Origin of the sequence: Paraburkholderia sp., assembly GCF_050742655.1 — a bacterium.
In the GTDB taxonomy this organism is placed as follows: Bacteria; Pseudomonadota; Gammaproteobacteria; order Burkholderiales; family Burkholderiaceae; genus Paraburkholderia.
This window is the reverse complement of the sequence record NZ_JBOIGG010000001.1, coordinates 318169-343712: the sequence shown is the minus strand read 5'-3', so window position 1 is coordinate 343712 and position 25544 is coordinate 318169. Positions and strand designations below refer to the sequence as shown.

Genomic DNA, 25544 nt, shown 5'->3' with positions numbered 1-25544 from the left:
GCGCCGGCGCGCGCGACATGCAGACGCACGGCATGCGGCAAGGAGTCCCGCAATGAACGCCCCCGAACCGCTGCACGCCGTCCCGCTGCAGATCGATGAACGCATCCCGGTCACGCAGCCGCATCTCGCGCCGCTCGCCGAGTTCATGCCGTATCTCGAGAAGATCTGGTCGAGCAAGATCCTGACGAACGGCGGCCCGTTCCATCAGCAGCTCGAGCAGGCGTTGTGCGACTACCTGGGCGTCGAGCATCTCGCGCTGTTCACCAACGGCACGCTCGCGCTCGTTACCGCGTTGCAGGCGCTGCGCATCACCGGCGAAGTGATCACGACGCCGTACTCGTTCGTCGCGACCTCGCATTCGCTGCTGTGGAACGGCATCAAGCCGGTGTTCGTCGACGTCGATCCGGACACGCTGAATCTCGACCCCGCCAGGATCGAAGCCGCGATCACGCCGCAGACCACCGCGATCATGCCGGTGCACTGCTACGGACGGCCGTGCGACGTCGACGGGATTCAGCGCATCGCGGACAACTACAACCTGAAGGTGATCTACGACGCCGCGCACGCGTTCGGCGTCGAGACGCGCGACCGCAGCATCCTGCGGCACGGCGATCTGTCGGTGCTGAGTTTCCACGCGACGAAGGTCTTCAACACGTTCGAAGGCGGCGCGATCATCTGCCCCGACGCGAAGACCAAGCAGCGCGTCGATCATCTGAAGAACTTCGGCTTCGTCGACGAGGTGACCGTCGTCGCGCCGGGCATCAACGGCAAGATGAGCGAGATCAACGCGGCGTTCGGGCTGCTGCAGCTGAAGCACATCGACGCGGCGCTCGCGCGGCGCGCGGACATCACCGCGATGTACCGCGAACAGTTGAGCCGCGTGCCGGGCATCCGCTGCCTGCAGCCAGGCGACGAAACGCGCGCGAATCACGCGTATTTTCCGACCCTCGTCGAAGCCGACTACCCGCTGACGCGCGACGCGCTGTTCCAGAAGTTTCGCGACCGCGAGGTGCTCGTGCGACGCTACTTCTATCCGCTGATCTCGGATTTCCCGATGTACCGCGGCCTGCCGTCCGCGCATCGCGACAACCTGCCGGTCGCCGCCGACGCCGCGCGCAAGGTGCTGTGCCTGCCGATCTATCCGGCGCTGGCCGACAGCGACGTGCAGCGCGTGATCGATATCGTGACGGGCGACTGACATGAAGCTGGCGATCATGCAGCCGTACCTGTTTCCGTACCTCGGCTATTTTCAGCTCGTGGCGGCGGCGGACCGGTTCGTGTTCTTTGACGACGTCAATTACATCAATAGAGGCTGGATCAATCGTAACCGCGTGCTGCTCAGTGACGAAGTGCATTACATGACGGTCCCGCTTTCCGGCGCGAGTCAGTCGCGGAAGATCAACGAGATCGATATACAGCCGCGTGACCTGTGGCTGCGCAAGCTGCTCGAATCGATCCGTCACGCGTACGCGAAGGCGCCGCACTATGCGCGCGTCAACGAACTGCTCAGCGACGTGCTGGGCTTGACGGCGACGTCCGCTGTGACGTCGATAGCGACGCTCGCGTCGCGCAGCGTCGTCGACGTCGCGCGCTATCTGAAGCTCGACACCGACTTCGTGATGTCGTCCGCGCCGTACGGCAACGCCGCGCTGAAGGGCGAGCAGCGCCTGCTCGACATCTGCGCGAAAGAGCGCGCGGACTGCTACGTGAATCTGCCGGGCGGCAAGGCGCTGTACGCACCCGACACGTTCGCGTCGGCGGGCATCGATCTCGTGTTCATCGAGCCCGCGTTGCTGCCTTATACGCAGCACGGCAAGACGTTTCATCCGGGCCTGTCGATCCTCGACGTGCTGATGTTCAACGATCCCGACGAAGCACGCGCGATGCTCGCCACAGGATGACGCGCGCCATGTCCTTCCATCCGGATGCCGATGCGATCGGCGGCTATCTCCGAGGCGATGCATGAACAGTCCGATCGCCACGCACGAAGCGCGCGCGAGTCTCGCGACCGCGCAGCCGAACCGGAAGGTCCGCGTGCTCGTGTTTCCGTGCGGCTCCGAAAACGCCGCGGAGATTCATCAGGCGCTGCGCTATTCGCTGCACGTGGAGCTGTTCGGCGCATCGAGCGTCGACGATCACGGGCGCTTTCGCTTCAGCCGCTACACCGGCGACCTGCCGAGAATCACCGACGACAGCTTCGACGCCGCGTTCGCGCAACTGCTCGCGCAGCACGGCATCGACCTGGTGTTTGCGACGCACGACACCGTGCATGCGTACCTTGCGCCGCGCGCGAACGGGATGAAGTTCGCGCTCGTCAACGGCGACCTCGAAAGCGCGACGCTCGCGCGGCGAAAGAGCCTGACGTATGCGCATTTCGGGCACACCGCGTGGGTGCCGAAGGTGTTCGCCCACGTCGACGAGATCGTCGACTGGCCGGTCGTCGTGAAGCCGGATCTCGGCCAGGGCGGCCAAGGCGTCACGATCGTTCACGACGCGCAGCAGGCGCGCGACGCGTTGCGCGCCGTTCAGGAGCCCGTGCTCGTCGAATATCTGCCGGGCGGGGAACTTACCGTCGACTGCTTCACCGATCGCCACGGCCGTCTGCTGTGGGTCGGGCCGCGCACGCGTGAGCGCGTGCGCGCGGGCATCACGATGCGTTCGGCGCTGCTCGCGCCGACGCCCGAAGTCGACGCGATCGCGCACGAGATCAACAGCGGCCTGCGATTGCGCGGCCCGTGGTTCTTCCAGTTGAAGGCGGACCGCGCGGGCGCGATGAAGCTGCTCGAGATGTCATGCCGCGTCGCGGGGACGATGGTCGCGCAGCGCGCGCACGGCGTGAATCTGCCGCTGATGGCCGTGCAGGATCATCTCGGCCGCGACATGGTGACGCTGTGCAATCCGTACGTCACGCTGATCGAGCGCAACATCGCGACCCGCGCGCAACTCGATTTCGACTACGACACGGTGTTCGTCGATCTCGACGACACGCTGATCCTCGACGGTCATGCCGTGCCGCAGACGATGGCGTTCCTGTATCAATCGATCGCCGCGGGCAAGCGGCTTTGCCTGATCACGCGGCACAGGTTCGACGTGCTCGACACGCTGAAGCGTGCGCGCATCGACAGCGGCCTGTTCGAGCGGATCGTCGTCGTCGCGGACGGCGCATCGAAGGCCGACCACATCGATGCGCACGAGGGCGCGCGCGCGATCTTCATCGACAATCATTTTCCCGAGCGCATGGACATCGCGCGACGACTCGGCATTCCCGTGTTCGACGTGGATGCGCTCGAATTCTTCATTCGCTAGGGAGCGGGAAGGTCAACGCGATGGACAAGACATTACAGCGAGTGCCGACCGGCGCGAAGACGGCCACGCCGAAACCCGCGCATTACCAGTCGCTCGAATACGAGCGCATCGAGTCGATCATGCGGGCGTTCCAGCAAGGCCGCGACACGCCGCTGCGCGTGCTCGATTTCGGCTGCGGGCTCGGCAAGTACCTGGACTGCTTCGCGGCGCTGGGACTCGCCGCGACCGGCGTCGACACCAACGCGGACTACGTTGCGCGCGCGCAGGCGAAAGGCTATGCGGCCGCCAGCCCCGACGATTTCTTCGCCTCGCCGCACGAGCCGTTCGACATCGTCTTTCTGAGCCATCTGATCGAGCACGTCACGCCCGATGCGCTGGTGACGCTGATTCCGCGTCTATGCGCGCTGCTCGCGCCGGACGGCAAGCTGGTCGTGCTCACGCCGACGCCCGGCGAGCGGTTCTATCACGACTTCTCGCACGTGCGGCCTTATCTGCCGCAGAGCGTCCGTCATGCGTTCGGCGCGACCGGCATGCCGATTTCGTTCGGCGAAGCGGCGCTGATCGAACTCGTCGATATCTACTTCTTCAAGGATCCGTGTCGCACGAGAATGTGGCGTTCTTTCTACGTCGGCACGGGGATCAAGGGTGCGTTGACGCGAGCCTGCAATCGCGCGTTCGATCTCGTCTGGCGCGTGTCCGGCGGCAGAATCGGCGTGACGTCGTCGTGGCTCGGCGTGTACGCGCTGCGGGTGAAAGCGGCTGCGCGGTGAAGCGCGTGAGGCGCTCGTCGCCGGTTCATGGCAGGCGCTGCGAAATTCGCGTCGTACTCAACCCGCCACGGGAACCCCATGACAGACCGCGAAATCATCGTTCCTCAAGGCATGCAACGCATCGTCGAGCGCGCAGACCAGGTCGGCCGCACGGCGGATTCGCCTGAATCCCTCATTCGCTAAGACTGCTGGAACCCAACGCCATGGATAAAACATCCCCCGATTTTCTGCGTGTGCTGCGCGACGAACGAAAGGATCTGTTCAACCGGATGCGGCAGACGCGTTTCGAATCGCTCAAGGAAAACTACAGTCATTCGCAGATCATTCCCTTCGCGTCCTATTCGCCGTGGCTCGACGACGCGGCCTTTAGCGACATTCACGAGGCCGTGAAAGCGTTCACGCTGGTGGACGTCTACCGGTGCTACGCGCTGTATCAACTGGCGCGCCAGTCGCAGGCGGTGCCGGGAGACCTGGTGGAAGTCGGCGTATGGCGAGGCGGTACCGCGGCGCTGATCGCCAAAGCGGCACCGACGAAGGTCATGCATCTGTTCGACACGTTCACCGGCGTCGCGAAGGGCGATCCCCGCTTCGACACGTTGTACGAAGGCGGCGAACACGCGGATACCGACGAGCAGATCGTCAGGGATCTGTTCGAACGAACAGGCTCGCCGTACCGGATGCATCCGGGGCTCTTTCCCGATGAGACCGGATCTTCTCTGCCTGAACGTGTCGCGCTTGCGCACATCGACGTCGACACGTATCGCTCGGTCAAGGAATCCTTCGAGGCAATCTGGCCGCGCGTGCCGGTCGGTGGCGTGGTGGTGTTCGACGACTACGGGATGTTCGGTTGCGAGGGCGCGGCGCAGGCGATCAACGAAATCGCGGCCGGTTATCCAGGTGACCTGTTCGTGCACAACCTGAACGGACACGCGTTTCTGGCGAAGCGGGTAACCCGCGCAGGCTAGTCATTCGCGGTCGCGCGACAGCAAACAAAAATGCCCTGAGGTTGCGAAGCCCCAGGGCATTTTTTGCTACAGATATCGATACAAAAACAGCGCTTACTTCCCGCCCACGCTCTCCAGCGTCGACCACTTGCCGTCGACGACCTTGTACAGCGTGATGCCGCCGTTCTTCAGGTCGCCCCTCGAGTCATACTCGAGAGCCTTCGTCGTCACAGCCGGCATGTCGGTCTTCGCGAGGAACGGCAGGTACTTCGCCGGGTCCGTCGAGTTCGCCTTCTTCATCGCGGAGAAGAGCGCCATCGCGCCGTCGTACGCGTACGGCGAGTACGTCTGTACGTCTTCACCGAAACGCGCCTTGTACTTCGCGACGTAGTTCTTGCCGCCCGGCATTTCATCCAGCGGCAGGCCGGCGAGCGATGCCACCGTACCGTTCGCCGCGTCGCCCGCGAGCTGCAGGAAGGTCGGCGTGTGAACCATTTCGCCGCCCATCAGCGGCGCCTTCACGCCGAGCTGCTTCATCTGCTTGACCATCGGTGCCGCCTGCGCATCGGCGCCGCCGTAGTAGATCAGATCCGGGTTCGCAGCCTTCAGCTTGGTCAGGATCGACTTGAAGTCGACGGCCTTGTCGTTCGTGTATTCACGATCGACGATCGTGCCGCCCGATGCCTTCGCCGCCTTCTCGAACTGGTCGGCAAGACCCTGGCCGTAGGCCGTGCGGTCGTCGACGATCGCGATCTTCTTCATGCCGAGCTTCTTCACCGCGAACGTGCCGGCAACCGAACCTTGCTGCGTATCGGACGTCATCATCCGGAACGTGGTCTTGAAGCCTTGCTGCGTGTACTCCGGCGCGGTCGCCATCGCGACTTCGGGAATGCCGGCGTTTGCATAGATGCGCGAAGCCGGGATCGTCGTGCCCGAGTTGAAGTGGCCGAGCATGCCCTTGATGCCGTCGTCGACGAGCTTCTGCGCGACAGTCGTACCCGTGCGCGGATCGGCCTGGTCGTCGGCCGAATCCAGCACGAAGCGCACCGGCTTGCCGCCGATCACCGGCTTCGTCGCGTTGACGTCCTCGATAGCCAGCGTGATGCCGTTCTGGAAGTCCTTGCCGTAGTGCGCCTGTGCGCCCGTCATCGGACCAGCAAAGCCGATCTTCACGTCCTCTGTCTGCTGCGCGTGTGCGGTCCCCGCCAGCGACATTGCAGCAACGAGCGTTGCGCCTGCCAGCTGTTTCATCGTGTGTTGCATAGCTTCTCCTTGGTACCAGGTGTGAGCGGAGCGGTTCCGGGGTCACCGTACCGCTGCCGTTTTTTTTGAATGGACCCGTGAGGTTCGCTCAACCGATCGTCATCAAATTCGCATTGCCCCCTGCTGCTGCCGTATTCACGCTCACCGAACGTTCTGTCAGCAGACGTTCGAGCGCGTAGTCCTCCTCGCCACTCTCCAGCGTGCGCGACGCCACCCCTTGCACCGACACGATCGGCCCCGGGCGTTTCGCGACTTCCTTCACCAGCGCGAGCAGCTCGTCGCTGTCGCCTTCAAAAAGCACGGCGTCGAACGCCGCGTCGGCATTCTTGCGCACGCTCGCGTACGGCTTCAGTGCGGCGGGCAGCGCGGCGACCAGCGCATCGCCGGCCGCGCCGTCGAACAACGCACGGTTGCCCGTGGCGAGCGCCGCCGCGAACTGCGCACGGGCGCCGCTCGCCGTCGACGGCACGCACAGCACCGTGCCGCGCGCGCCGAGCGTGTACGTATTGCGCTCGCCGGTCGGACCGGCCAGCACCGCGGTCGCACCGGCCAGCACGTGCGCGAGATAACCGTCGCAGCGTGCCGCGAGCGCCGCCTCGCGTTCGCCGATCAGCCAGTCGCGCAACGCGGTCAGCGTCGTCTGGGCGGACGGATTGTCGCCGTTTTCCGCCGTTTGCGGCACATCGACCATCAGCGTCTGCGCGAGCGACTTCGGCAAACCCGGCGGCCGCGTCGCGAGCAGACGCTGCAGATACAGCGCGCCGCCCGCCTTCGGTCCCGTGCCCGACAGCCCCTCGCCGCCGAACGGTTGCACGCCGACCACCGCGCCGATCACGTTGCGGTTCACGTAGATGTTGCCCACGTGCGCGCGGCCGATCACGTGCGCGATCGTTTCGTCGATGCGCGTGTGGATGCCGAGCGTCAAACCGTAACCGGTCGCGCGGATCTGTTCGAGCAGCTTGTCGAGCGCACTGCGGCGATAGCGCACGACGTGCAGCACCGGGCCGAACACCTCGCGCTTCAGTTCGTCGATGCTGTCGAGCTCGATCAACGTGGGCGGCACGAACGTACCGTGCGTCGCGCCTTCAGGCATCGGCAACTGCACGACCTTGCGGCCCTTGTCGCGCATCGCCGCGACGTGCGCATCGATACCGCGCTTCGCGTCCGCGTCGATCACTGGACCAACGTCCACCGACAGCCGGTCCGGATTGCCCACCGCGAGTTCGCGCATCGCGCCGGTCAGCATCTCGAGCGTGCGATCCGCGACATCGTCCTGAAGACAGAGAACGCGCAACGCCGAACACCGTTGACCGGCGGAATCGAATGACGACTGCAGCACGTCCGCGACGACCTGCTCCGCGAGCGCCGACGAGTCGACGATCATCGCGTTCTGGCCGCCAGTTTCGGCGATCAGCGGAATCGGCCGGCCGTCGGCGTCGAGGCGGCCCGACAACGTCTTGTTGATGAGGCGTGCGACTTCGGTCGAGCCGGTGAACATCACTGCGCGCACGCGCGGATCGGCGACCAGCGCCGCGCCGACCGTTTCACCGTCGCCGGGCAGCAGTTGCACCGCGCCCGCCGGCACGCCGGCCTCGCGCAGGATGCGCACTGCCTGCGCAGCGATCAGTGGCGTCTGTTCAGCCGGCTTCGCGAGCACCGTGTTGCCTGCGGCCAATGCAGCGGCGACCTGACCCATGAAGATCGCGAGCGGGAAATTCCACGGGCTGATACAGACCACCGGGCCGAGCGGCCGATGCGTGTCGTTCGAGAACTCGCCGCGGATCTGCGTCGAGTAGTAGCGCAGGAAGTCGATCGCTTCGCGGATTTCCGACACCGCGTTCGCCAGCGACTTGCCGGCTTCGCGGACGACGAGTCCCATCAGCGTATGCATCTGCGCTTCGAGCAGGTCGGCCGCGCGCGCAAGACAGTCGGCGCGTGCCTCGACCGGCGTGGCCTGCCAGATCGGCGCGGTGGAGATTGCGTTCGCGAGCGCGGCACTCACGTGCTCGGGCGTCGCTTCGACAACCGTACCCACGAGGTCGCGATGATCGGCCGGATTGCGCACGTCGCGTGCCGTGCCATCGACGATCGCATCGCTTTCCAGCATCGGCAGCGCGCGCCACGGATGATGTGCGCTCGCGAGCAGCGCGGACGACAGCGACGCGAGCCGGTGTTCGTTCGACAGATCGAGGCCCATCGAATTGACGCGCTCCGAGCCGTACAGGTTGCGCGGCAGCGGGATCTTCGCGTGCGGCGCGCCGAGCGGAGCGATCTTCGACGCTTCGTCGATCGGGTCGGCAATCAGTTCCTTGACCGGCACCGATTCGTCCGCGATGCGGTTCACGAACGACGTGTTCGCGCCATTCTCGAGCAGACGCCGCACGAGGTACGCGAGCAGCGTTTCGTGCGTACCGACCGGCGCATACACGCGGCACGGCCGGTTCAGCTTGCCGGCCGACAGCGGGCCGGTGACCTCTTCGTACAGCGGCTCGCCCATCCCGTGCAGACACTGGAACTCGTACTGGCCGGGATAGTAGTTCTGACCCGCGAGGTGATAGATCGCCGACAGCGTGTGCGCATTGTGCGTCGCGAACTGCGGATAGACCGCATCGGGCGCGCCGAGCAGTTTCTTCGCGCACGCGAGGTACGACACGTCGGTGTAGATCTTGCGCGTGTACACCGGATAGCCTTCGAGGCCGTCCACCTGCGCGCGCTTGATTTCGCTGTCCCAGTACGCGCCTTTCACGAGCCGCACCATGATCCGGTGACGGCTGCGACGTGCCAGATCGACGATGTAGTCGATCACGAACGGGCAACGCTTCTGATACGCCTGCACAACGAAACCGATGCCGTTCCAGCCGGCCAGCTCCGGATCGAAGCACAGTGCTTCGAGCAGATCGAGCGAGATTTCGAGGCGGTCCGCTTCTTCTGCATCGATGTTCAGGCCGATGTCGTAGCGGCGCGCGAGGATCGCGAGCGCGCGCACGCGCGGCAGCAGCTCGCTCATCGTGCGTTCGTGCTGCGAGCGCGCGTAGCGCGCGTGCAATGCCGACAGTTTGATCGAGATGCCCGGCCCTTCGTAGATACCGCGTCCGCCGGCGGCCTTGCCGATCGCGTGGATCGCCTGTTCGTACGACGCGTAGTAGCGCAGCGCGTCGGCCTCGGTCGTCGCCGCTTCGCCGAGCATGTCGTACGAGTAGCGAAAGCCGCGTGCTTCGTATTTGCGGCTGTTCGCGAGCGCTTCGGAGATGTTCTCGCCGGTGACGAACTGCTCGCCCATCAGGCGCATCGCCATGTCGACGCCCTTGCGGATCAGCGGCTCGCCGCCCTTGCCGATCATCCGGGTCAGCGCCGACGACAGACCCGTTTCGCTATTCGTCGTGACCAGCTTGCCGGTGATCATCAAGCCCCACGTCGCGGCATTCACGAACAGCGACGGCGCGTGGCCGACGTGCGACTTCCAGTCGCCCTTGCTGATCTTGTCGCGGATCAGCGCATCGCGGGTCGCGCGGTCGGGGATGCGCAACAGCGCTTCGGCGAGGCACATCAGTGCGACGCCTTCCTGGCTCGACAGCGAGAACTCGTGGATCAGCCCTTCGACGCCACCGCCCGAACGCTTCGCGCGCAGCGTCTCGACGAGCCGACCGGCCAGCGCTTCGACGTCGCCGGCGAGGTTCGCAGGCAGCCGCGCCTGGCCGAGCAGGAATGGCACGCACTCCGGTTCCGGCCGGCGATACGCGGCGGTGATCGCCGCGCGCAGCACCGACTGCGGCTGGACGCTCTGCGCGAATTCGAGGAACGGGTGCGACGCGCCGTCTTCTTCCGCGTCGACGGAGGCGCCGTCGACCAGATCGGTCGTGCTCTGGACACCGGACAGTTCGGCGGGCAACTGGCCGTGCTCGATCTTCTCGAGGTAGGCGAAGATCGCCTGCTTGATCAGCCAGTGGGGAGTGCGTTCGAGACGGGTCGCGGCGTCTTTCAGCCGGGAACGCAGGAGGTCGTCTACCTTGACGCCGAGGGTGGTGCTAGCCATGTTTCCTTCTTGACGGACCGGCAGACCCACGCCGGCCAAAGACACACTAAAAAGTTGGCCGAATCGTACCCCTCCCAATAAAAAGGTGCAACCGCTCGTGATGAATGGTTGCACCAGTCGTAATCCCTTATCGCACAAGGGTTTGCGTGAGAGCGCACGCAGCGGCGCGACCGCCCCGGCGACCAGGATATACCCTGGCGAAATTCTTCGTCGATACCCTCAACCGGAACGCGACTTCAGCCGTTATACCGGTCACGCAGACCGAAAAAACGGTCGCGCTACGGGACGGCCAAAATGGAAAAGTGGGTAGTAGTAACGGGGATCTGGGCGATGTGCGCGCTCTGCGCAGTCTTTTTTATTCGCGGCGCGACTCGCCGCCCGGCGCGCGAGGCGCCGACACCGGCGGCACGGCCACGCACCGCGAGGGCGACGAGGCTGTCGTCGCAGCGGGTTCACGCCGACCGCTGAACACTGGACGCGCGGTTGAATGCCGCGCGCGCTACGTCAGATGTCGAGCGGATCGACTTCGAGATTCCAGCGCAGCACGCCCTTGAGCGCGCGCAGCGCGGGTTGCCATGCGTGCAGCGTCGCCTGCAGCGCGCCGCGCGACGCGCTCTCGATCAGTAGCTGCGCGCGATGCACGTGCATCACCTTGACGATGGTCAGTGGCACCGCGTCGTAGACGGTGACGCGCGCGGCGGCCGGAATGTCGGTTAGTGCGGCGGCGGCCTGCTGCAGGAACGCGAGCGCCGCGTCGAGCGTGCGTCCCTCCGCGCGCAGCAGCGCCTGGTAGACGAACGGCGGCAGATGCGCGTCGCGGCGTTCGGCGAGCGTAGCCGTTGCGAAGCCGATGTAATCGTGCCGCGACAGCGCGTGATACAGCGCGTGACGCGGATAGCGCGTCTGCACGAGCACTTCGCCCGGCAGACCGGAGCGGCCCGCCCGCCCGCTGACCTGCATCAGCTGCGCGAAGAGCCGTTCGCTCGCGCGGAAGTCGTGCGAGAACAATGCGGTGTCGGCGTTCAGTACGCCGACCAGCGACACTCGCTGAAAATCGTGGCCCTTCGCGATCATCTGCGTGCCGACGAGGATGTCGACCTCGCCCGCGTGCACATCGGAGAACAGCGCCTGCGCACTGCCTTTGCGGCGCGTGCTGTCGGCGTCGATGCGCAGCACGCGCGCGCCGGGCACCGCCGTCGCCAGCGTCTCCTCGACGCGTTGTGTGCCGCGCCCGAGCGGCGCGATGTCGACGTTGCCGCAATCCGGACACGCACGCGGAATCCGTGACTCCCAACCGCAATGATGGCAACGCATCGCGCGTTCGGGCTTGTGCAGCACGACGTAGGCGCTGCAGCGCGGGCAGCCCGCGACCCAGCCGCACGCGTCACACGACAACACCGGCGCATAGCCGCGCCGGTTCAGGAACACGAGGCTCTGTTCGCCGCGCTCGACGCGCGTTTTCAGCGCGGCAAGCAGCGGCCCCGACAGCCCGTCGACCGACGCGCGGCCACGCCGCCGTTCGTCTTCGAGATCGATCAGCCGTACGGTGGGCAGCACGGCGTCCGCGACTGCGCGACGCGACAACGTGAGCCGTCGATAGCGTCCCTGATCGGCCTGCCACCAGCTTTCCAGCGATGGCGTCGCGGAGCCGAGCAGTACCGGCACATCGAGTTGCTTCGCGCGCCACACAGCGAGGTCGCGCGCCGAATAGCGCAGTCCTTCCTGTTGCTTGTAGGCGGGATCGTGCTCCTCGTCGACGACGATCATCGCGAGCGTTGGTAGCGACGCGAGCACGGCGAGCCGCGTGCCGAGCACGATGCGCGCGTGGCCGGTGTGCGCTGCCAGCCAGTTGCGCGCGCGCTCGCCCTCGGCGAGGCCGCTGTGCAGCGTGACGATCGCGGTATCGGCGAGCGTCGCGAAGCGCGCGCGGAACGCGGCTTCGAACTGCGGCGTGAGATTGATTTCGGGCACCAGCACGAGCGCCTGTGCGTCCGGGCGCGCGGCCAGCAGATCGGTCAGCGCGCGCAGATAGACCTCGGTCTTGCCGCTGCCGGTGACTCCGTGCAGCAGGAAAGGCGCAAAGCCTTGCGCGCCGCGGATCGCTTCGACGGCCGCGGCCTGTTCGTCGGTGAGCGTGGGGAGCGATTGTAGAGGCGCGGTTGCCGGTGCGACGGCGAAACTCGAGGCCGCCTCGATCACGTCGAGTGCGACCCAGCCTTCCGCGCGCCATGCGTCGAGCGTCGCGATCGCCTTCGGATGCAGTGCGCGGGCATCGGCTGCGGACAGCGACTCGGCATCGGCCAGCGCCGCGGCGAGGCGTCGCAGCGCGCTGGCGCGCGGCGCCAGTGCATCCGGCAACGCCAGACGACCGGCCGACAGCAACCGGTACCGCTCGTCGGGCGCGAGCAGACGCGCCCACCGCGACGCGTCGCGCAACGCCTGCGGCAGCGCCGGCAACGCGACTTCGCCGAGACCGCGCTGATAGTAGTCGGCGGCAAAGGCCGCCAGTGCGAGCCATTCGGCCGACAGCGGAGGACACGCGGTGCAGAGCGTCTCGACGGCGCGTAGGCGGTCCGCGGGTACGTCGGTGTCAGTGGTCACTTCGCACACGAGACCGGTTACCCGACGCTTGCCGAACGGCACCTCCACGAGCATGCCGGGCGCAGGCGCGAGCGGCGTGTCGCACCGGTAGTCGAAGAGCGTCGGCAGCGGATGATCCAGTGCGACGCGGACGAACGTCGACGTCACGCGAGGGCCGATCTCGAAGAGCAAAGGACGGTCGTTGATCCCGGCCAACTTGCGGGGTACCAGCCGAAGTTAAAGTAAAACATCACTTTCGGCGCTAAGTTTTGGATTCGGCAGAACAATTGCGGTCCACCCCGGCGGCCTGTGGATAACTTTGTTGAGAACTTCGCGTCGATGCCCGGAAAACCGCGTCTGGCTGGCCTTCTGTGGGATTTCGCACACTGCGACCCGCATCCGTCAAACCCTTGCCAGTCAAGGCCGTGCCCGTGCGCGCACACAACTTGCAGCGCTTGTCGAGCGACGAAACCTTCTACCGCGCCGCAACGAGAGAAATGTGCATAAGTCAAGTCTTGACAACTGCGAGTGCCCGACCGGTGGCCCTTCTGCGGCCCTTTTCCCCTTAGGGTGAGAGCCCGCGCTATCGCAGTGCAACAAAAGCGTTATGCCGTGCGAAGCCGGCTCGACGACGTTCAGACGGCGCTTCCGCCGCTGCCGGACGCCGCCCCGCTCGCCCGGATTGCACGACTGTGCCGATGCACTTCATCGACGAGTTCCGAGACGTGGTCCGGCGGCGTGAATTGCGAGATACCGTGGCCGAGATTGAAGATATGGCCGGGATGGCAGCCGAAGCTGTCGAGCACCGCGCGCGCTTCCGCGCGGATCGTCTCGGGCGGCGCGAACAGCACCGACGGATCGATATTGCCCTGGAGCGCGACCTTCGCGCCGACCCGTTCGCGGGCCTTCGCGAGATTGACGGTCCAGTCGAGCCCGACCGCGTCGACACCGATGTCCGCGATCTCGTCGAGCCACAGACCGCCGCCCTTCGTGAACGTGATCACCGGTACGCGCCGGCCCTCATGCTCGCGCGTCAGCTGGCTGACCACCTGGGCGATGTAGTGCAACGAGAAACGTTGATAGATGCCATCCGCGAGCGCGCCGCCCCACGTATCGAAGATCATCACTGCCTGGGCGCCCGCCTCGATCTGTGCGTTCAGATACGCGGCAACCGCCTGCGCGTTGATGTCGAGAATGCGATGCATCAGGTCCGGGCGGCTGTACAGCATCGACTTCACGGTGCGGAAATCGTCCGAGCCGGCGCCTTCGACCATATAGCACGCGAGCGTCCACGGGCTGCCGGAGAATCCGATCAGCGGTACGCGTTGACGGCCTTGCGCATCGACCAGCGCACGGCGAATTTCGCTGACCGCGTCGGTGACGTAGCGCAGCGTTGCGTCGATGTCCGGCACGGCGAGACGCGCGACGTCGTCCTCGGTACGCACGGGACGCGCGAAACGCGGCCCTTCGCCGGCCGCGAAGTCGAGGCCCAGGCCCATCGCGTCGGGGATCGTGAGGATGTCGGAGAACAGGATCGCGGCGTCGAGCGGATAACGCTCGAGCGGTTGCAGCGTGACTTCCGTCGCGTAAGCGGGGTTCTTCGCGAGCCCGAGGAAACTGCCCGCCCGGCTGCGCGTCGCGTTGTATTCCGGCAGATAACGACCCGCCTGGCGCATCAGCCAGATCGGCGTGTAGTCGGTCGGTTCGCGCAGCAACGCGCGCAGGAAGGTGTCGTTCAGAAGAGGATGGGCCACGTTGCGTGCGACGAAAGACAAAGGGGCATTTTACCGGACGCGGACGCGCGCATTGTGATCGATGCACGGTATATCGGCTCCTTAGGTATGCACCCGACCTCGAGGCAGCGCCGATGTTCAGCGGCAAATTGCCGGGCTATCATCGGCCGGCCGGTCCCGGGCTGCCGTGGGCCGATGCGACGACCACACAAGAGGAGAAACGATGAAAAAGAGCTTCGCGCTCGTTGCGCTCGGCGGTTTGCTGTGCGCGTCGGCGGCCTGCGCGCAATCCGCGCCGACGTCGCGACTCGACGAAGTCATCGCGCGCGGCACGCTGCGCGCCTGCACGACCGGCGACTACAAGCCGTATTCGTTCTATCGCGCTGACGGGCAGTTCGAAGGCATCGACATCGACATGACCGAGTCGCTCGCGAAATCCCTCGGCGTGAAGGCCGAGTTCGTAAAGACCTCGTGGTCGAATCTGATGAACGACTTCGTCGCGAAGTGCGACGTTGCTGTTGGCGGCATATCGACGACGCTCGATCGCCAGCGACGCGCGTTCTTCACGGACGCCTATCAGATCGACGGCAAGACGCCGATCGTGCGCTGCGACGACGTCGCGAAGTACCAGACGGTCGCGCAGATCGACCAGCCATCGACGCGCGTCATCTTCAATCCGGGCGGCACCAACGAACGATTCGCGAAGCAGTTTTTTCCGCACGCGAGTCAGACCGTGTACCCGGACAACGTGACGATCTTCAAGCAGATCCTCGCTGGCAAGGCCGACGTGATGGTGACCGACGCGTCGGAGACGTTGCTGCAGCAAAAGCTGAATCCGGGGCTGTGCTCGGTCCATCCGGACAAGCCGTTCCAGTACGGCGAGAAGGCCTGGCTGCTGCCGCGCGGCGACGTGGTGTTCCAGCAGTACGTCGATCAATGGCTGCATCTGGCGCGGGCAACCGGCGAGTACCAGTCGATCTCGGACAAATGGCTGAAGTGATATCCGCGAATGGTCGGCTAGCGCTGGCCGTTTTCGGGCGCGCGGCGCCGCTCGCGGCGGGTCGGTCGTCGCGACTGGAGCGTTGCTCGATTACCGTTAAGCGGACGCCTAAAAAAGCCGCGCATGGCGATCCCGAACGCGCCACCGCCGAGGTCGATCGAAAACGCATCGCGCCATCTTTCGCTTTGTTTCGTTTTGAGAGAAATCGGGATGGAGTGCGCCGACCGGCTCGCGGCATGCCGCTCTCTTCGAACACCGTTTTTTACTCCCGACGACGCCAAAAATCGTTGCCTGCTATGCCTCGCGAATGGCGCCCAGCACGTGCGTTCATTGCGTCTTGAAAGCCCCGGTAAAAATGACGTTTTAAACTATTCTGGATGGCAAAAAATCCCGGAGAGCCTTATCTGGCGGGCGTTACAACCTGAAACACTTTGTTACCGCGTTCCTAGAATTATTCGCCCACAATGCCCTTCAACGGTTCCAACACGGATGTGGCTGGGTGCAAAGTGTGAGCGGACATCAAGCACTTGCCGGTCGGCGTATGCCGAAGCCCTGCGAAGGGGCATCCCTGCTGGACCCGTGGTCGACGGTTTGAATCGTCGTTCCCGGTTCCTCCATTGGTCTCCTCGCGCTAACCCCGTAGCGTGTGGTTTTTAGCGGGCTCCAGGCCCGCTTTTTTTTCGCCTTGCCAAACGTTTGCGTCGAGCCATGTTTCACGCTCGCGAAGACGGTTGTCTCCCCCACCGCGACTCCGCCTGTCCCGACACCGGCACTCACGCCGTCTTGTCTTCGTTCAGACGCAGTTCGCGGATCATCCGCTCGCGCATCACGAACTTCTGCACCTTGCCGGTCACGGTCATCGGCAGTTCATCGACGAAGCGGATGTACTTCGGCACCTTGTAGTGCGCGATCTGTCCGCGACAAAACTCCTGCACTTCCTCCGCCGTCGTCTGCTCGCCAGGACGCAGCACGATCCACGCGCACACTTCCTCGCCGTACTTCGCGTCGGGCACGCCGAACACCTGCACGCTCTGGATCTTCGGATGGCGGAACAGAAACTCCTCGATCTCGCGCGGATAGATGTTCTCGCCGCCGCGGATCAGCATGTCCTTCAGGCGGCCGACGATATTGCAGTAGCCTTCCGCGTCGAGCGTCGCGAGATCGCCGGTATGCATCCAGCCGTCGACGATGCTCTCGCGCGTCTTCGCCTCCTCGCCCCAGTAGCCCTGCATCACCGAGTAGCCCTTCGTGCACAGCTCGCCCGTCTCGCCGACCGGCACGATATTGCCGAGTGCGTCGATAAGCTTTACTTCGAGATGCGGCTGGATCTGGCCGACAGTCGTCGTGCGTTTGTCGAGCGGGTCGGTCGTCGAACTCTGGAACGACACCGGGCTCGTCTCCGTCATACCGTACGCGATCGTGATTTCGCGCAGATGCATCGTCGACACGACGCGCTTCATCGTCTCGATCGGGCACGGTGAACCGGCCATGATGCCGGTGCGCAGACGCGTCAGATCGAACGTCTTGAAGTCGGGGTGATCGAGCTCGGCGATGAACATCGTCGGCACGCCGTGCAACGCGGTACAGCGCTCTTCCGACACCGCAGCGAGTGTCGCAACCGGATCGAATGCCTCGCCGGGAAAGACCATGTTCGTACCGGTCGACACGCACGCGAGCACCGCCAGCACCATCCCGAAGCAGTGATACAGTGGCACGGGGATGCATAGCCCATCTTCTTCTGTGAGACGCATCGCCAGCGCGATGTAGCGCGCGTTGTTGACGACGTTTCGATGCGTGAGCGTCGCGCCCTTCGGATTGCCGGTCGTACCGCTGGTGAACTGGATGTTGATCGGATCGTCGGCAGTGAGCGTCGCGCCGATCGCATCGAGCCGTGCCGTATCGAGCGTCGAGCGGCCCTGCTCGATCACCTCGGAAAAGCTGAGCATGCCCGGCGTCTCGGTATCGCAGAGGCGAATCACGATCCGCAGATCCGGAAGCCGCGCGGCGTGCAGATCGCCGCGCGTGGCCGTCGCGAGTTCGGGCGCGAGTTCCTGCAGCATCTCGAGATACATCGACGTCTTGAACTGCTCGGCGGCGACGATCGCCTTGCAGCCGACCTTGTTCAGCGCGTACTCGAGTTCGGCGAGACGGTACGCCGGATTGATATTCACGAGCACCGCGCCGATGCGGGCGGTCGCGAATTGAGTGAGCACCCATTCGACGCGGTTCGGCGACCAGATCCCCACACGATCGCCCTTGCCGATGCCGAGCGCGAGAAAGCCCGCCGCGAGCACGTCGACTTCCTGCGCGAACTCGCGCCACGTCCAGCGGATACGCTGCTCGCGAAACACCACGGCGGGCCGGTCGGCGAAACGCTCGGCGGTGTCGAGCAGGAAGCGCCCAATCGTCGCGTCGCTGAGCGGAATGGCCGTCGAGCCTCGGACATACGACAGCCCGTCCTTCGGTTCGATCAATGCGCCGTCACCTGCGACCTGCGTTGCCATGGTGTGTCTCCGTGAGAGGAACCGCGCCCGATTGAACGAGCTTCTCTTGAAATGATTCTGAAACCGATTCTGCCACTGCCCCTGGGCCTGGCGGCATCAAGTCTTACCCGCACGCAGCACGCGCGCACGTTCACGTTCGGTACGACCTCGACGCGAAGCCTGCTGACCTTTCCGTAAACGTTAAGTGCGTGCGAAAAAAAAGCAGCCGCGCGGGCTGCTTCTTTTCGACGCGTGCGCGTCAGTGCTGACCGCGCAGTTTGCGCAGGCGCTGGATCGCAGCGAGCTGAGCCGTCGCGTACGCAAGTTCCGCCTGAGCGGTCGCGTACTCGAGGTTCGAGCCGGTGTTCTGCAGCGCTTCTTCCGCGCGCTTGCGTGCCTGCTCGGCCTTCGCCTCGTCCAGATCCTTACCGCGGATCGCCGTGTCGGCCAGAACCGTCACCGCGCCCGGCTGCACTTCGAGAATGCCGCCGGCGACGAACACGAACTCTTCTTCGCCGTTTTCCGCTTCGATGCGCACCGCACCCGGACGAATCCGCGTGATGAGCGGCGTGTGACCCGGCAGAATGCCGAGCTCACCCGCTTCGCCCGGGAGCGCGACGAATTTCGCCTGACCCGAGAAGATCTGCTCTTCCGCGCTGACGACGTCTACCTTGATGGTTGCCATTTATATCGACTCCTATCGACAAGAGTTAGCGCTTTAGCGCTTACTCTTGTCCTATGCAAGGCTATCGACAAGAGTTAGCGCTTTAGCGCTTACTCTTATCCTATGCAAGGCCGGTTGAGCGTAGTACATCGGCGCCGGCGTTGCGGCCGCACATCGATCGTGCGACCGCGCGAAGCCGGCGCCCGCTGCGTTACACCCCGCCTTTACTGGATCTTCTTGGCCTTTTCGAAGGCTTCGTCGATCGTGCCGACCATGTAGAACGCCTGTTCTGGCAAGTGGTCGCACTCGCCTTCGACGATCATCTTGAAGCCGCGGATCGTTTCCTTCAGCGGCACGTACTTGCCCGGCGAACCCGTGAACACTTCCGCGACGTGGAACGGCTGCGACAGGAAACGCTGGATCTTACGAGCGCGCGCCACGGCGAGCTTGTCATCCGGCGCCAGTTCGTCCATGCCCAGAATCGCGATAATGTCGCGCAGTTCCTTGTAGCGCTGCAGCGTTTGCTGCACGCCGCGCGTGATCGCGTAGTGCTCTTCGCCGATCACGTTCGGGTCGATCTGACGCGAGGTCGAATCGAGCGGGTCCACGGCCGGGTAGATACCCAGCGACGCGATGTCACGCGACAGCACGACGGTTGCGTCAAGGTGGCCGAAGGTCGTCGCCGGCGACGGGTCGGTCAAGTCATCCGCAGGGACGTACACGGCCTGCACCGACGTGATCGAGCCAGTCTTGGTCGACGTAATGCGTTCCTGCAGCTTGCCCATTTCTTCAGCCAGCGTCGGCTGATAGCCCACGGCCGACGGCATCCGGCCGAGCAGTGCCGACACTTCGGTACCGGCCAGCGTGAAACGGTAGATGTTGTCGACGAAGAACAGCACGTCGAGGCCTTCGTCACGGAAGTGCTCGGCCATCGTCAGGCCGGTCAGCGCGACGCGCAGACGATTGCCCGGCGGCTCGTTCATCTGGCCGTACACCAGCGCGACCTTGTCGAGAACGTTCGAGTCCTTCATTTCGTGATAGAAGTCGTTCCCTTCACGGGTACGCTCGCCAACACCGGCGAACACGGAATAGCCACCGTGTTCCTTAGCGATGTTGTTGATCAGTTCCATCATGTTGACGGTCTTGCCCACGCCCGCACCGCCGAACAGACCGACCTTGCCGCCCTTCGCGAACGGGCAGATCAGATCGATAACCTTGATGCCCGTTTCGAGCAGTTCGGTCGACGGCGACAGGTCTTCGAACGCCGGCGCCTTCTGGTGGATCGAGCGAGTGGTTTCGCTCGAGATCGGGCCAGCTTCGTCGATCGGGCGACCGAGCACGTCCATGATCCGGCCGAGCGTCGGCTTGCCGACCGGCACGCTGATCGGCTTACCCGTGTTCTTCACGACCGTACCGCGACGCAGGCCGTCCGATGCACCCAGACAGATGGTCCGCACGACGCCGTCGCCCAGCTGCTGCTGAACTTCGAGAGTCAGTTCCGACCCGTCGAGAATAAGAGCGTCGTAAATCTTCGGCATGTGTTCACGCGGGAATTCCACGTCGATCACCGCGCCGATGCACTGTACGATCTTGCCTTCTACCAAAGCAGTAGTACTCATCGCTTTTCCTTTAGATACCTGATTCTTCACTCGCGCAAAGGCGCAGTTTCGAGACGTTCAATCCGGCTTGCGTCCGGTCCGTCAGACTGCCGCGGCGCCGCCGACGATTTCCGACAGTTCCTTCGTGATCGCGGCCTGGCGGCTCTTGTTGTATACGAGCTGCAGTTCGTTGATGACCGTCTTCGCGTTATCGGAAGCCGCCTTCATCGCAACCATCCGGGCCGACTGCTCCGACGCCATGTTTTCCGCGACGGCCTGATAGACCAGCGCTTCGACATAGCGGACCAGCAACTCGTCGACGACCGTTTGCGCATCCGGCTCGTAGATGTAGTCCCACGACGTCTTCGGCGTTTCGCCCGCCGAGTCCGCCTTGCTCTCGAACTGTTCTGCCGACAGCGGCAGCAGCTGCTCGATCACCGGCTCCTGCTTCATCGTGTTGACGAAGCGCGTGTACGCCAGGTACACCGCCGAGATCTTGCCTTCCGAGTACATGTCGAGCTGAACCTTCACCGCGCCGATCAGCTTTTCGAGGTGCGGCGTGTCGCCCAGATGCACGACGTTCGACACCACCTTCGCGCGCAGACGGTTCAGGAACCCGAGGCCCTTGCTGCCGATCGCCGTCGCTTCGATGGTCTTGCCCTCGCTCTCCAGCTCCTTGAACTTCTGGACCGAAGCACGCAGCACGTTCGTGTTCATCCCGCCGCACAAACCCTTGTCGGTCGTGACGAGGATGATGCCGGCCGTCTTCGCGCCTTCGTTCGTCACCATGAACGGGTGACGGTACTCGGGGTTCGCACGGCTCATGTGCGCGGCGATATCGCGCACCTTGTCGGCATACGGGCGAGCAGCGCGCATGCGCTCCTGAGCGCGGCGCATCTTCGATGCGGCCACCATCTCCATCGCTTTCGTGATCTTGCGCGTGTTCTGCACGCTCTTGATCTTGCCGCGAATTTCCTTCATTCCAGCCATTGCTTGCTCCTTGTCGACTCGAGTTAGCGCTTTAGCGCTTACTCAAGTCCCATGCAAAGCTGTCGAAGCCGCGCGGGTTCAGTTGCCTGCGGCCCGCGCCGCTTCAAGCTCCGTCTAAGCCTTGCGGATCAATAAGCGCCGGACTTCTTGAAGTCTTTGAGGGCCGTGTGCAGCAGGCCTTCGTCGTCCTTCGAGAGTTCCTTGGTATCTTCGATGCGCTTGATCAGGTCGGCGTGGCTCGTCTTCAGGAATTCGCGCAGACCCTTTTCGAACGGCAGCACTTGCGCCACTTCCAGATCGTCGAGGTAGCCGTTGTTCGCCGCGAACAGCGCGATGGCCAGCTCCCACACCTGCAGCGGCTGATACTGCGGCTGCTTCAGCAGTTCCGTCACGCGGCGACCGCGCTCGAGCTGCTTGCGGGTGGCTTCGTCGAGGTCCGATGCGAACTGCGCGAACGCAGCCAGCTCACGGTACTGCGCGAGGTCGGTACGGATACCGCCCGACAGCTTCTTCACGACCTTCGTCTGCGCGGCGCCGCCGACACGCGACACCGACACGCCAGCGTTAATAGCCGGACGGATACCCGCGTTGAACAGATCGGTTTCGAGGAAGATCTGGCCGTCGGTAATCGAGATCACGTTCGTCGGAACGAACGCGGTCACGTCGCCAGCCTGCGTTTCGATGACCGGCAGTGCCGTCAGCGAACCGCTCTTGCCCTTCACTTCGCCGTTCGTGAACTTCTCGACGTAATCTTCCGACACGCGAGCGGCACGTTCCAGCAAACGCGAGTGCAGATAGAACACGTCGCCCGGGTAGGCTTCGCGGCCCGGCGGACGGCGCAGCAGCAGCGAGATCTGGCGGTATGCCCAAGCTTGCTTGGTCAAATCGTCATAAACGATCAGCGCGTCCTGGCCGCGGTCGCGGAAGTATTCGCCCATCGAGCAGCCGGCGTACGGCGCGAGGTACTGCATCGCAGCCGATTCCGAAGCCGAAGCCGCCACGACGATCGTGTATTCCAGCGCGCCGGTTTCTTCGAGCTTGCGCACCACGTTCATGATCGACGAAGCCTTCTGGCCGATCGCGACGTAGATACAGAAGAGGTTCTTGCCCTTCTGGTTGATGATCGCGTCGACGGCGACGGCGGTCTTGCCGCACTGGCGGTCGCCGATGATCAGCTCACGCTGGCCACGACCAACCGGCACCATCGCGTCGATCGACTTCAGACCGGTTTGGACCGGTTCCGAAACCGACTTACGCCAGATCACGCCCGGAGCGATCTTTTCGATTGCGTCGGTCTTCTTCGCGTTGATCGGGCCTTTGCCGTCGATCGGGTTGCCGAGTGCATCGACCACGCGGCCGAGCAGTTCCGGACCCACCGGCACTTCGAGAATGCGGCCCGTCGTCTTGACGACGTCGCCTTCCGAAATGTGTTCGTATTCGCCCAGAATCACGGCGCCGACCGAGTCGCGCTCGAGGTTCAGCGCGAGACCGAACGTGTTGCCCGGGAATTCGAGCATTTCGCCCTGCATCACTTCCGACAGGCCGTGGATACGCACGATACCGTCGGTCACGGAGATCACGGTGCCTTGATTGCGAACGTCTGTGCTCGCTTCGAGGCCCTGGATCCGGCTCTTGATCAGCTCGCTGATCTCAGAGGGATTGAGTTGCATTATTCGCTCCTGATAGTCAATTCTGTTGCGTGCCAGCCGCGTATGCGCTTCAGACGCTTTAAACGGTAAGCGCCGTCTGCATACTGGCGAGCCGCGCGCGGACCGAGGCATCGAGCACTTCGTCGCCGACCGTGACGCGCACGCCGCCGATCAGCGACGGATCGACTTCAACGGTGGGCTTCAGCTTGCACTGGAAACGGCGTTCGAGACTCGCGACGAGATCGTTCAACTGCGTGCCTTCGAGCGGGAATGCGCTGACGATCGTCGCGTCGGCGGCTCCTTCGCGGGCGTTCTTCAACGCTTCGAACTGCGTGGCGATTTCGGGCAGCAACTGCAGGCGATGATTGTCGACCAGCATCTGCACCAGGCTCTTCGCCTGCGCGTTGTCCTTGAGCGGCGACTTCACCGCGGACAGCAGCAGATCGCTGATCTGCGCGCGGCTCACTTTCGGGCTCGTGGCGACCGACAGCACTTCCGGCAGACGCGCAACCTGTGCCAGCTCCTGCACGAGCGTGGACCACGCGGCGATGTCACCAGCTTCGGCCACGCCAAACAGCGCTTCTGCGTACGGACGGGCGATGGTTGCAAGTTCGGCCATGATCAGAGCTCGGCTTTCAGTTGATTCAGCAGGTCGGCATGCGCCGTCTGGTCGACTTCGCGCTTCAGGATCTGCTCGGCACCCTTCACGGCGAGAGCAGCGACTTCGCCGCGCAGCGCTTCACGCGCCTTCACGACTTGCTGATCCGCGTCGGCCTTGGCCTGCGCGACGATGCGCGTGGCTTCCGCGTGCGCCTGAGCCTTGATTTCGTCGGCGACCGTCACGGCGCGCTTCTCGGCATCGGCGATACGTTGCTGGCCGTCGTTACGCGCCTGCGCGAGTTCCTGGTCGACGCGCTTATGGGCCGCGACGAGTTCCGCCTTGCCCTTTTCCGCGGCTGACAGACCGTCGGCGATCTTCTTCGAGCGTTCGTCGAGTGCGTTGACCAGCGGCGGCCACACGAACTTCATCACGAACCACGCGAGGATCAGGAACACGACCATTTGCGCAAACAAGGTTGCGTTGAGATTCACAGTGTTTCCTTCATCGTTGCTATTTCGGAAAGTGAAACGGCAAGGCGCTCATCGATTCATTGCTCGATCAGCGCCCGGTGCCCGTTCCGCCCTCTGCACCTCATCGACTGGCGACAGGCGCACACTTCCGAGGAACCTTAGCCGGCCAGCTTCGACAGCAGCGGGTTCGCGAACGCAAACAGCATTGCCACACCAACGCCAATCAGAAACGCCGCATCGATCAGACCAGCCAGCAGGAACATCTTCGTTTGCAGCGGGTTCATCAGTTCAGGCTGGCGCGCACATGCCTCGATGTACTTGCCGCCCATCAGGCCGATACCGATACAGGCGCCGATTGCACCCAGGCCGATGATGATGCCGATACCGATGGCGGTCAGACCCTGGATGTTGGCGATGAAAGCTTGCATGATCACTCCTTTGTAAAAAGTCTTTTTGGAACTGCGATTTAAAAAACTAAAACGATTCTGATTCTTCGCGGACAGGCCGTGGTTAGTGGCTGTCGTGTGCCTGGCCGATGTACACCAGCGTCAGCATCATGAAAATGAACGCTTGCAGCAGCACGATCAAAATGTGGAAGATCGACCACACGGTGCCGGCGATCACGTGGCCGATAAAGCCAAGCACCGTCGTGTCCGCGCCGAAGCTCCAGAGGCTGCCGAGCAGGGCAATCAGCAGGAACAGCAGTTCGCCCGCGTACATGTTGCCGAAGAGCCGCAGGGCAAGCGAAACCGTCTTCGCGACGAACTCGATGATGTTCAGTGCAAGGTTCGGGATCCACAGCAGCGGATGCGGGCCGAACGGAGCGGACAGCAGTTCGTGCACGAAGCCGCCGACGCCCTTGATCTTGAAGTTGTAGTAGATCATCAGCACGAAGACGCCGAGTGCGATGCCGAACGTGCCGTTCAGGTCGGCGGTCGGGACGATGCGATGATGGGGAATGGCTTCCGAGAGACCGAGCCAGCCGATCACGTGGCTGGGCAGATCGACCGGGATGAAGTCGAGCGAGTTCATCAGCGCGACCCAGACGAACACGGTCAGCGCGAGCGGGGCGATGAAGGTGCGGTTGCCGTGGATGATGGATTTCGACTGGTCTTCGACCAGTTCGACGAGCATTTCGATCGCGCACTGGAAGCGCCCCGGCACGCCAGGAGTTGCCTTACGGGCGGCAATGAACAGGATCAGCAGGGTAGCGAGCCCGCACAGGATCGACCAGAACAGCGTATCCAGATTCCAGACGTGAAAGTCGATGATCGACGTCTGGTGCGAGGTGGAAAAATTCTGCAAGTGGTGCGCGATGTACTCGGACGGATCCAGAGCGCGCGTTCCTTCGCTAGCTGCCATATCGTTAATGCACCCAAATTGTCGAAAATCGTTTCTGGCCGTTCCGGGCGCAGTTGGCGCCACCGGAATCCGCCGGCGCGGGTCGAGCCGAACCCGCG

Annotated in this window: 19 protein-coding genes; 6 read left to right on the top strand and 13 right to left on the bottom strand. The window is 63.9% G+C overall.

What is annotated here, in order from left to right:
• The first annotated feature begins 52 nt into the window (after window positions 1–52).
• The 5 genes from vioA to ACREXZ_RS01450 all read left to right on the top strand — a co-directional run bounded on the left by vioA (window position 53) and on the right by ACREXZ_RS01450 (window position 5041).
• Window positions 53–1198 (top strand): dTDP-4-amino-4,6-dideoxy-D-glucose aminotransferase VioA, encoded by a 1146-nt coding sequence (gene vioA, locus ACREXZ_RS01470; RefSeq protein WP_431762232.1) that lies wholly within the window; start codon window positions 53–55, stop codon window positions 1196–1198.
• 1 nt (window position 1199) lies between these two features.
• Complete coding sequence (locus tag ACREXZ_RS01465) at window positions 1200–1901, top strand: WbqC family protein (RefSeq protein WP_431762231.1); 702 nt, start codon at window positions 1200–1202, stop codon at window positions 1899–1901.
• Between the two features lie 61 nt (window positions 1902–1962).
• Window positions 1963–3306 carry an ATP-grasp domain-containing protein gene (locus ACREXZ_RS01460; RefSeq protein ID WP_431762230.1) on the top strand — a complete coding sequence of 448 codons (1344 nt, stop codon included), beginning with the start codon at window positions 1963–1965 and terminating at the stop codon, window positions 3304–3306.
• A 20-nt stretch (window positions 3307–3326) separates the two neighbouring features.
• Window positions 3327–4076 carry a class I SAM-dependent methyltransferase gene (locus tag ACREXZ_RS01455; protein WP_431762229.1) on the top strand — a complete coding sequence of 250 codons (750 nt, stop codon included), beginning with the start codon at window positions 3327–3329 and terminating at the stop codon, window positions 4074–4076.
• Between the two features lie 203 nt (window positions 4077–4279).
• Window positions 4280–5041 carry a TylF/MycF/NovP-related O-methyltransferase gene (locus ACREXZ_RS01450; RefSeq protein WP_431762228.1) on the top strand — a complete coding sequence of 254 codons (762 nt, stop codon included), beginning with the start codon at window positions 4280–4282 and terminating at the stop codon, window positions 5039–5041.
• A gap of 93 nt (window positions 5042–5134) precedes the next feature.
• Here ACREXZ_RS01450 and ACREXZ_RS01445 read toward each other — a convergent pair whose 3' ends face one another.
• The 4 genes from ACREXZ_RS01445 to hemE form a co-directional block, all read right to left on the bottom strand.
• Window positions 5135–6283, bottom strand: coding sequence for a branched-chain amino acid ABC transporter substrate-binding protein (locus tag ACREXZ_RS01445; RefSeq protein ID WP_431762227.1), 1149 nt, complete (start codon window positions 6281–6283; stop codon window positions 5135–5137).
• Window positions 6284–6371: 88 nt separating this feature from the next.
• Complete coding sequence (gene putA / locus ACREXZ_RS01440; protein ID WP_431762226.1) at window positions 6372–10316, bottom strand: trifunctional transcriptional regulator/proline dehydrogenase/L-glutamate gamma-semialdehyde dehydrogenase; 3945 nt, start codon at window positions 10314–10316, stop codon at window positions 6372–6374.
• Window positions 10317–10820: 504 nt separating this feature from the next.
• Window positions 10821–13064, bottom strand: coding sequence for a primosomal protein N' (locus ACREXZ_RS01435; RefSeq protein WP_431762469.1), 2244 nt, complete (start codon window positions 13062–13064; stop codon window positions 10821–10823).
• A 467-nt stretch (window positions 13065–13531) separates the two neighbouring features.
• Window positions 13532–14650 carry a uroporphyrinogen decarboxylase gene (hemE, locus tag ACREXZ_RS01430; protein WP_431762225.1) on the bottom strand — a complete coding sequence of 373 codons (1119 nt, stop codon included), beginning with the start codon at window positions 14648–14650 and terminating at the stop codon, window positions 13532–13534.
• A 202-nt stretch (window positions 14651–14852) separates the two neighbouring features.
• On the opposite strand from hemE, the gene ACREXZ_RS01425 reads away from it, so the two are divergent.
• Entirely contained in the window at window positions 14853–15629 is a 777-nt protein-coding gene (locus ACREXZ_RS01425) for a transporter substrate-binding domain-containing protein (RefSeq protein WP_431762224.1), read from the top strand.
• A gap of 773 nt (window positions 15630–16402) precedes the next feature.
• Here ACREXZ_RS01425 and ACREXZ_RS01420 read toward each other — a convergent pair.
• From ACREXZ_RS01420 to atpB, 9 genes are all read right to left on the bottom strand, one after another.
• On the bottom strand, window positions 16403–18133 hold the full coding sequence (locus ACREXZ_RS01420; protein ID WP_431762223.1) for an AMP-binding protein: 1731 nt from the start codon (window positions 18131–18133) through the stop codon (window positions 16403–16405).
• A 238-nt stretch (window positions 18134–18371) separates the two neighbouring features.
• The gene (locus ACREXZ_RS01415) at window positions 18372–18797 is read right to left on the bottom strand and encodes a F0F1 ATP synthase subunit epsilon (RefSeq protein ID WP_087738538.1); all 426 of its coding nucleotides are present in this window, start codon (window positions 18795–18797) and stop codon (window positions 18372–18374) included.
• A gap of 203 nt (window positions 18798–19000) precedes the next feature.
• Complete coding sequence (atpD, locus tag ACREXZ_RS01410) at window positions 19001–20395, bottom strand: F0F1 ATP synthase subunit beta (RefSeq protein WP_431762222.1); 1395 nt, start codon at window positions 20393–20395, stop codon at window positions 19001–19003.
• Window positions 20396–20476: 81 nt separating this feature from the next.
• Window positions 20477–21364, bottom strand: a complete 888-nt coding sequence (gene atpG / locus ACREXZ_RS01405; RefSeq protein ID WP_431762221.1) for a F0F1 ATP synthase subunit gamma — start codon at window positions 21362–21364, stop codon at window positions 20477–20479.
• 128 nt (window positions 21365–21492) lie between these two features.
• Complete coding sequence (gene atpA, locus ACREXZ_RS01400; protein WP_431762220.1) at window positions 21493–23034, bottom strand: F0F1 ATP synthase subunit alpha; 1542 nt, start codon at window positions 23032–23034, stop codon at window positions 21493–21495.
• Between the two features lie 58 nt (window positions 23035–23092).
• On the bottom strand, window positions 23093–23632 hold the full coding sequence (locus tag ACREXZ_RS01395) for a F0F1 ATP synthase subunit delta (protein WP_431762219.1): 540 nt from the start codon (window positions 23630–23632) through the stop codon (window positions 23093–23095).
• 2 nt (window positions 23633–23634) lie between these two features.
• Window positions 23635–24105, bottom strand: coding sequence for a F0F1 ATP synthase subunit B (locus tag ACREXZ_RS01390; RefSeq protein ID WP_431762218.1), 471 nt, complete (start codon window positions 24103–24105; stop codon window positions 23635–23637).
• Window positions 24106–24242: 137 nt separating this feature from the next.
• Window positions 24243–24512 (bottom strand): F0F1 ATP synthase subunit C, encoded by a 270-nt coding sequence (gene atpE / locus ACREXZ_RS01385; protein WP_007180033.1) that lies wholly within the window; start codon window positions 24510–24512, stop codon window positions 24243–24245.
• Between the two features lie 82 nt (window positions 24513–24594).
• Window positions 24595–25446: a F0F1 ATP synthase subunit A gene (gene atpB / locus ACREXZ_RS01380; protein WP_431762217.1), complete on the bottom strand. Its 852-nt coding sequence runs from the start codon at window positions 25444–25446 to the stop codon at window positions 24595–24597.
• Window positions 25447–25544: the final 98 nt, after the last annotated feature.

Excerpts from the sequence above, each read along its gene's own strand:
- vioA (WP_431762232.1), top strand. The coding sequence starts at position 53 with ATGAACGCCCCCGAACCGCTGCACGCCGTCCCGCTGCAGATCGATGAA.
- ACREXZ_RS01465 (WP_431762231.1), top strand. The coding sequence starts at position 1,200 with ATGAAGCTGGCGATCATGCAGCCGTACCTGTTTCCGTACCTCGGCTAT.
- ACREXZ_RS01460 (WP_431762230.1), top strand. The coding sequence starts at position 1,963 with ATGAACAGTCCGATCGCCACGCACGAAGCGCGCGCGAGTCTCGCGACC.
- ACREXZ_RS01455 (WP_431762229.1), top strand. The coding sequence starts at position 3,327 with ATGGACAAGACATTACAGCGAGTGCCGACCGGCGCGAAGACGGCCACG.
- ACREXZ_RS01450 (WP_431762228.1), top strand. The coding sequence starts at position 4,280 with ATGGATAAAACATCCCCCGATTTTCTGCGTGTGCTGCGCGACGAACGA.
- ACREXZ_RS01445 (WP_431762227.1), bottom strand. The coding sequence starts at position 6,283 with ATGCAACACACGATGAAACAGCTGGCAGGCGCAACGCTCGTTGCTGCA.
- putA (WP_431762226.1), bottom strand. The coding sequence starts at position 10,316 with ATGGCTAGCACCACCCTCGGCGTCAAGGTAGACGACCTCCTGCGTTCC.
- ACREXZ_RS01425 (WP_431762224.1), top strand. The coding sequence starts at position 14,853 with ATGAAAAAGAGCTTCGCGCTCGTTGCGCTCGGCGGTTTGCTGTGCGCG.
- ACREXZ_RS01420 (WP_431762223.1), bottom strand. The coding sequence starts at position 18,133 with ATGGCAACGCAGGTCGCAGGTGACGGCGCATTGATCGAACCGAAGGAC.
- ACREXZ_RS01415 (WP_087738538.1), bottom strand. The coding sequence starts at position 18,797 with ATGGCAACCATCAAGGTAGACGTCGTCAGCGCGGAAGAGCAGATCTTC.
- atpD (WP_431762222.1), bottom strand. The coding sequence starts at position 20,395 with ATGAGTACTACTGCTTTGGTAGAAGGCAAGATCGTACAGTGCATCGGC.
- atpG (WP_431762221.1), bottom strand. The coding sequence starts at position 21,364 with ATGGCTGGAATGAAGGAAATTCGCGGCAAGATCAAGAGCGTGCAGAAC.
- atpA (WP_431762220.1), bottom strand. The coding sequence starts at position 23,034 with ATGCAACTCAATCCCTCTGAGATCAGCGAGCTGATCAAGAGCCGGATC.
- ACREXZ_RS01395 (WP_431762219.1), bottom strand. The coding sequence starts at position 23,632 with ATGGCCGAACTTGCAACCATCGCCCGTCCGTACGCAGAAGCGCTGTTT.
- atpE (WP_007180033.1), bottom strand. The coding sequence starts at position 24,512 with ATGCAAGCTTTCATCGCCAACATCCAGGGTCTGACCGCCATCGGTATC.
- atpB (WP_431762217.1), bottom strand. The coding sequence starts at position 25,446 with ATGGCAGCTAGCGAAGGAACGCGCGCTCTGGATCCGTCCGAGTACATC.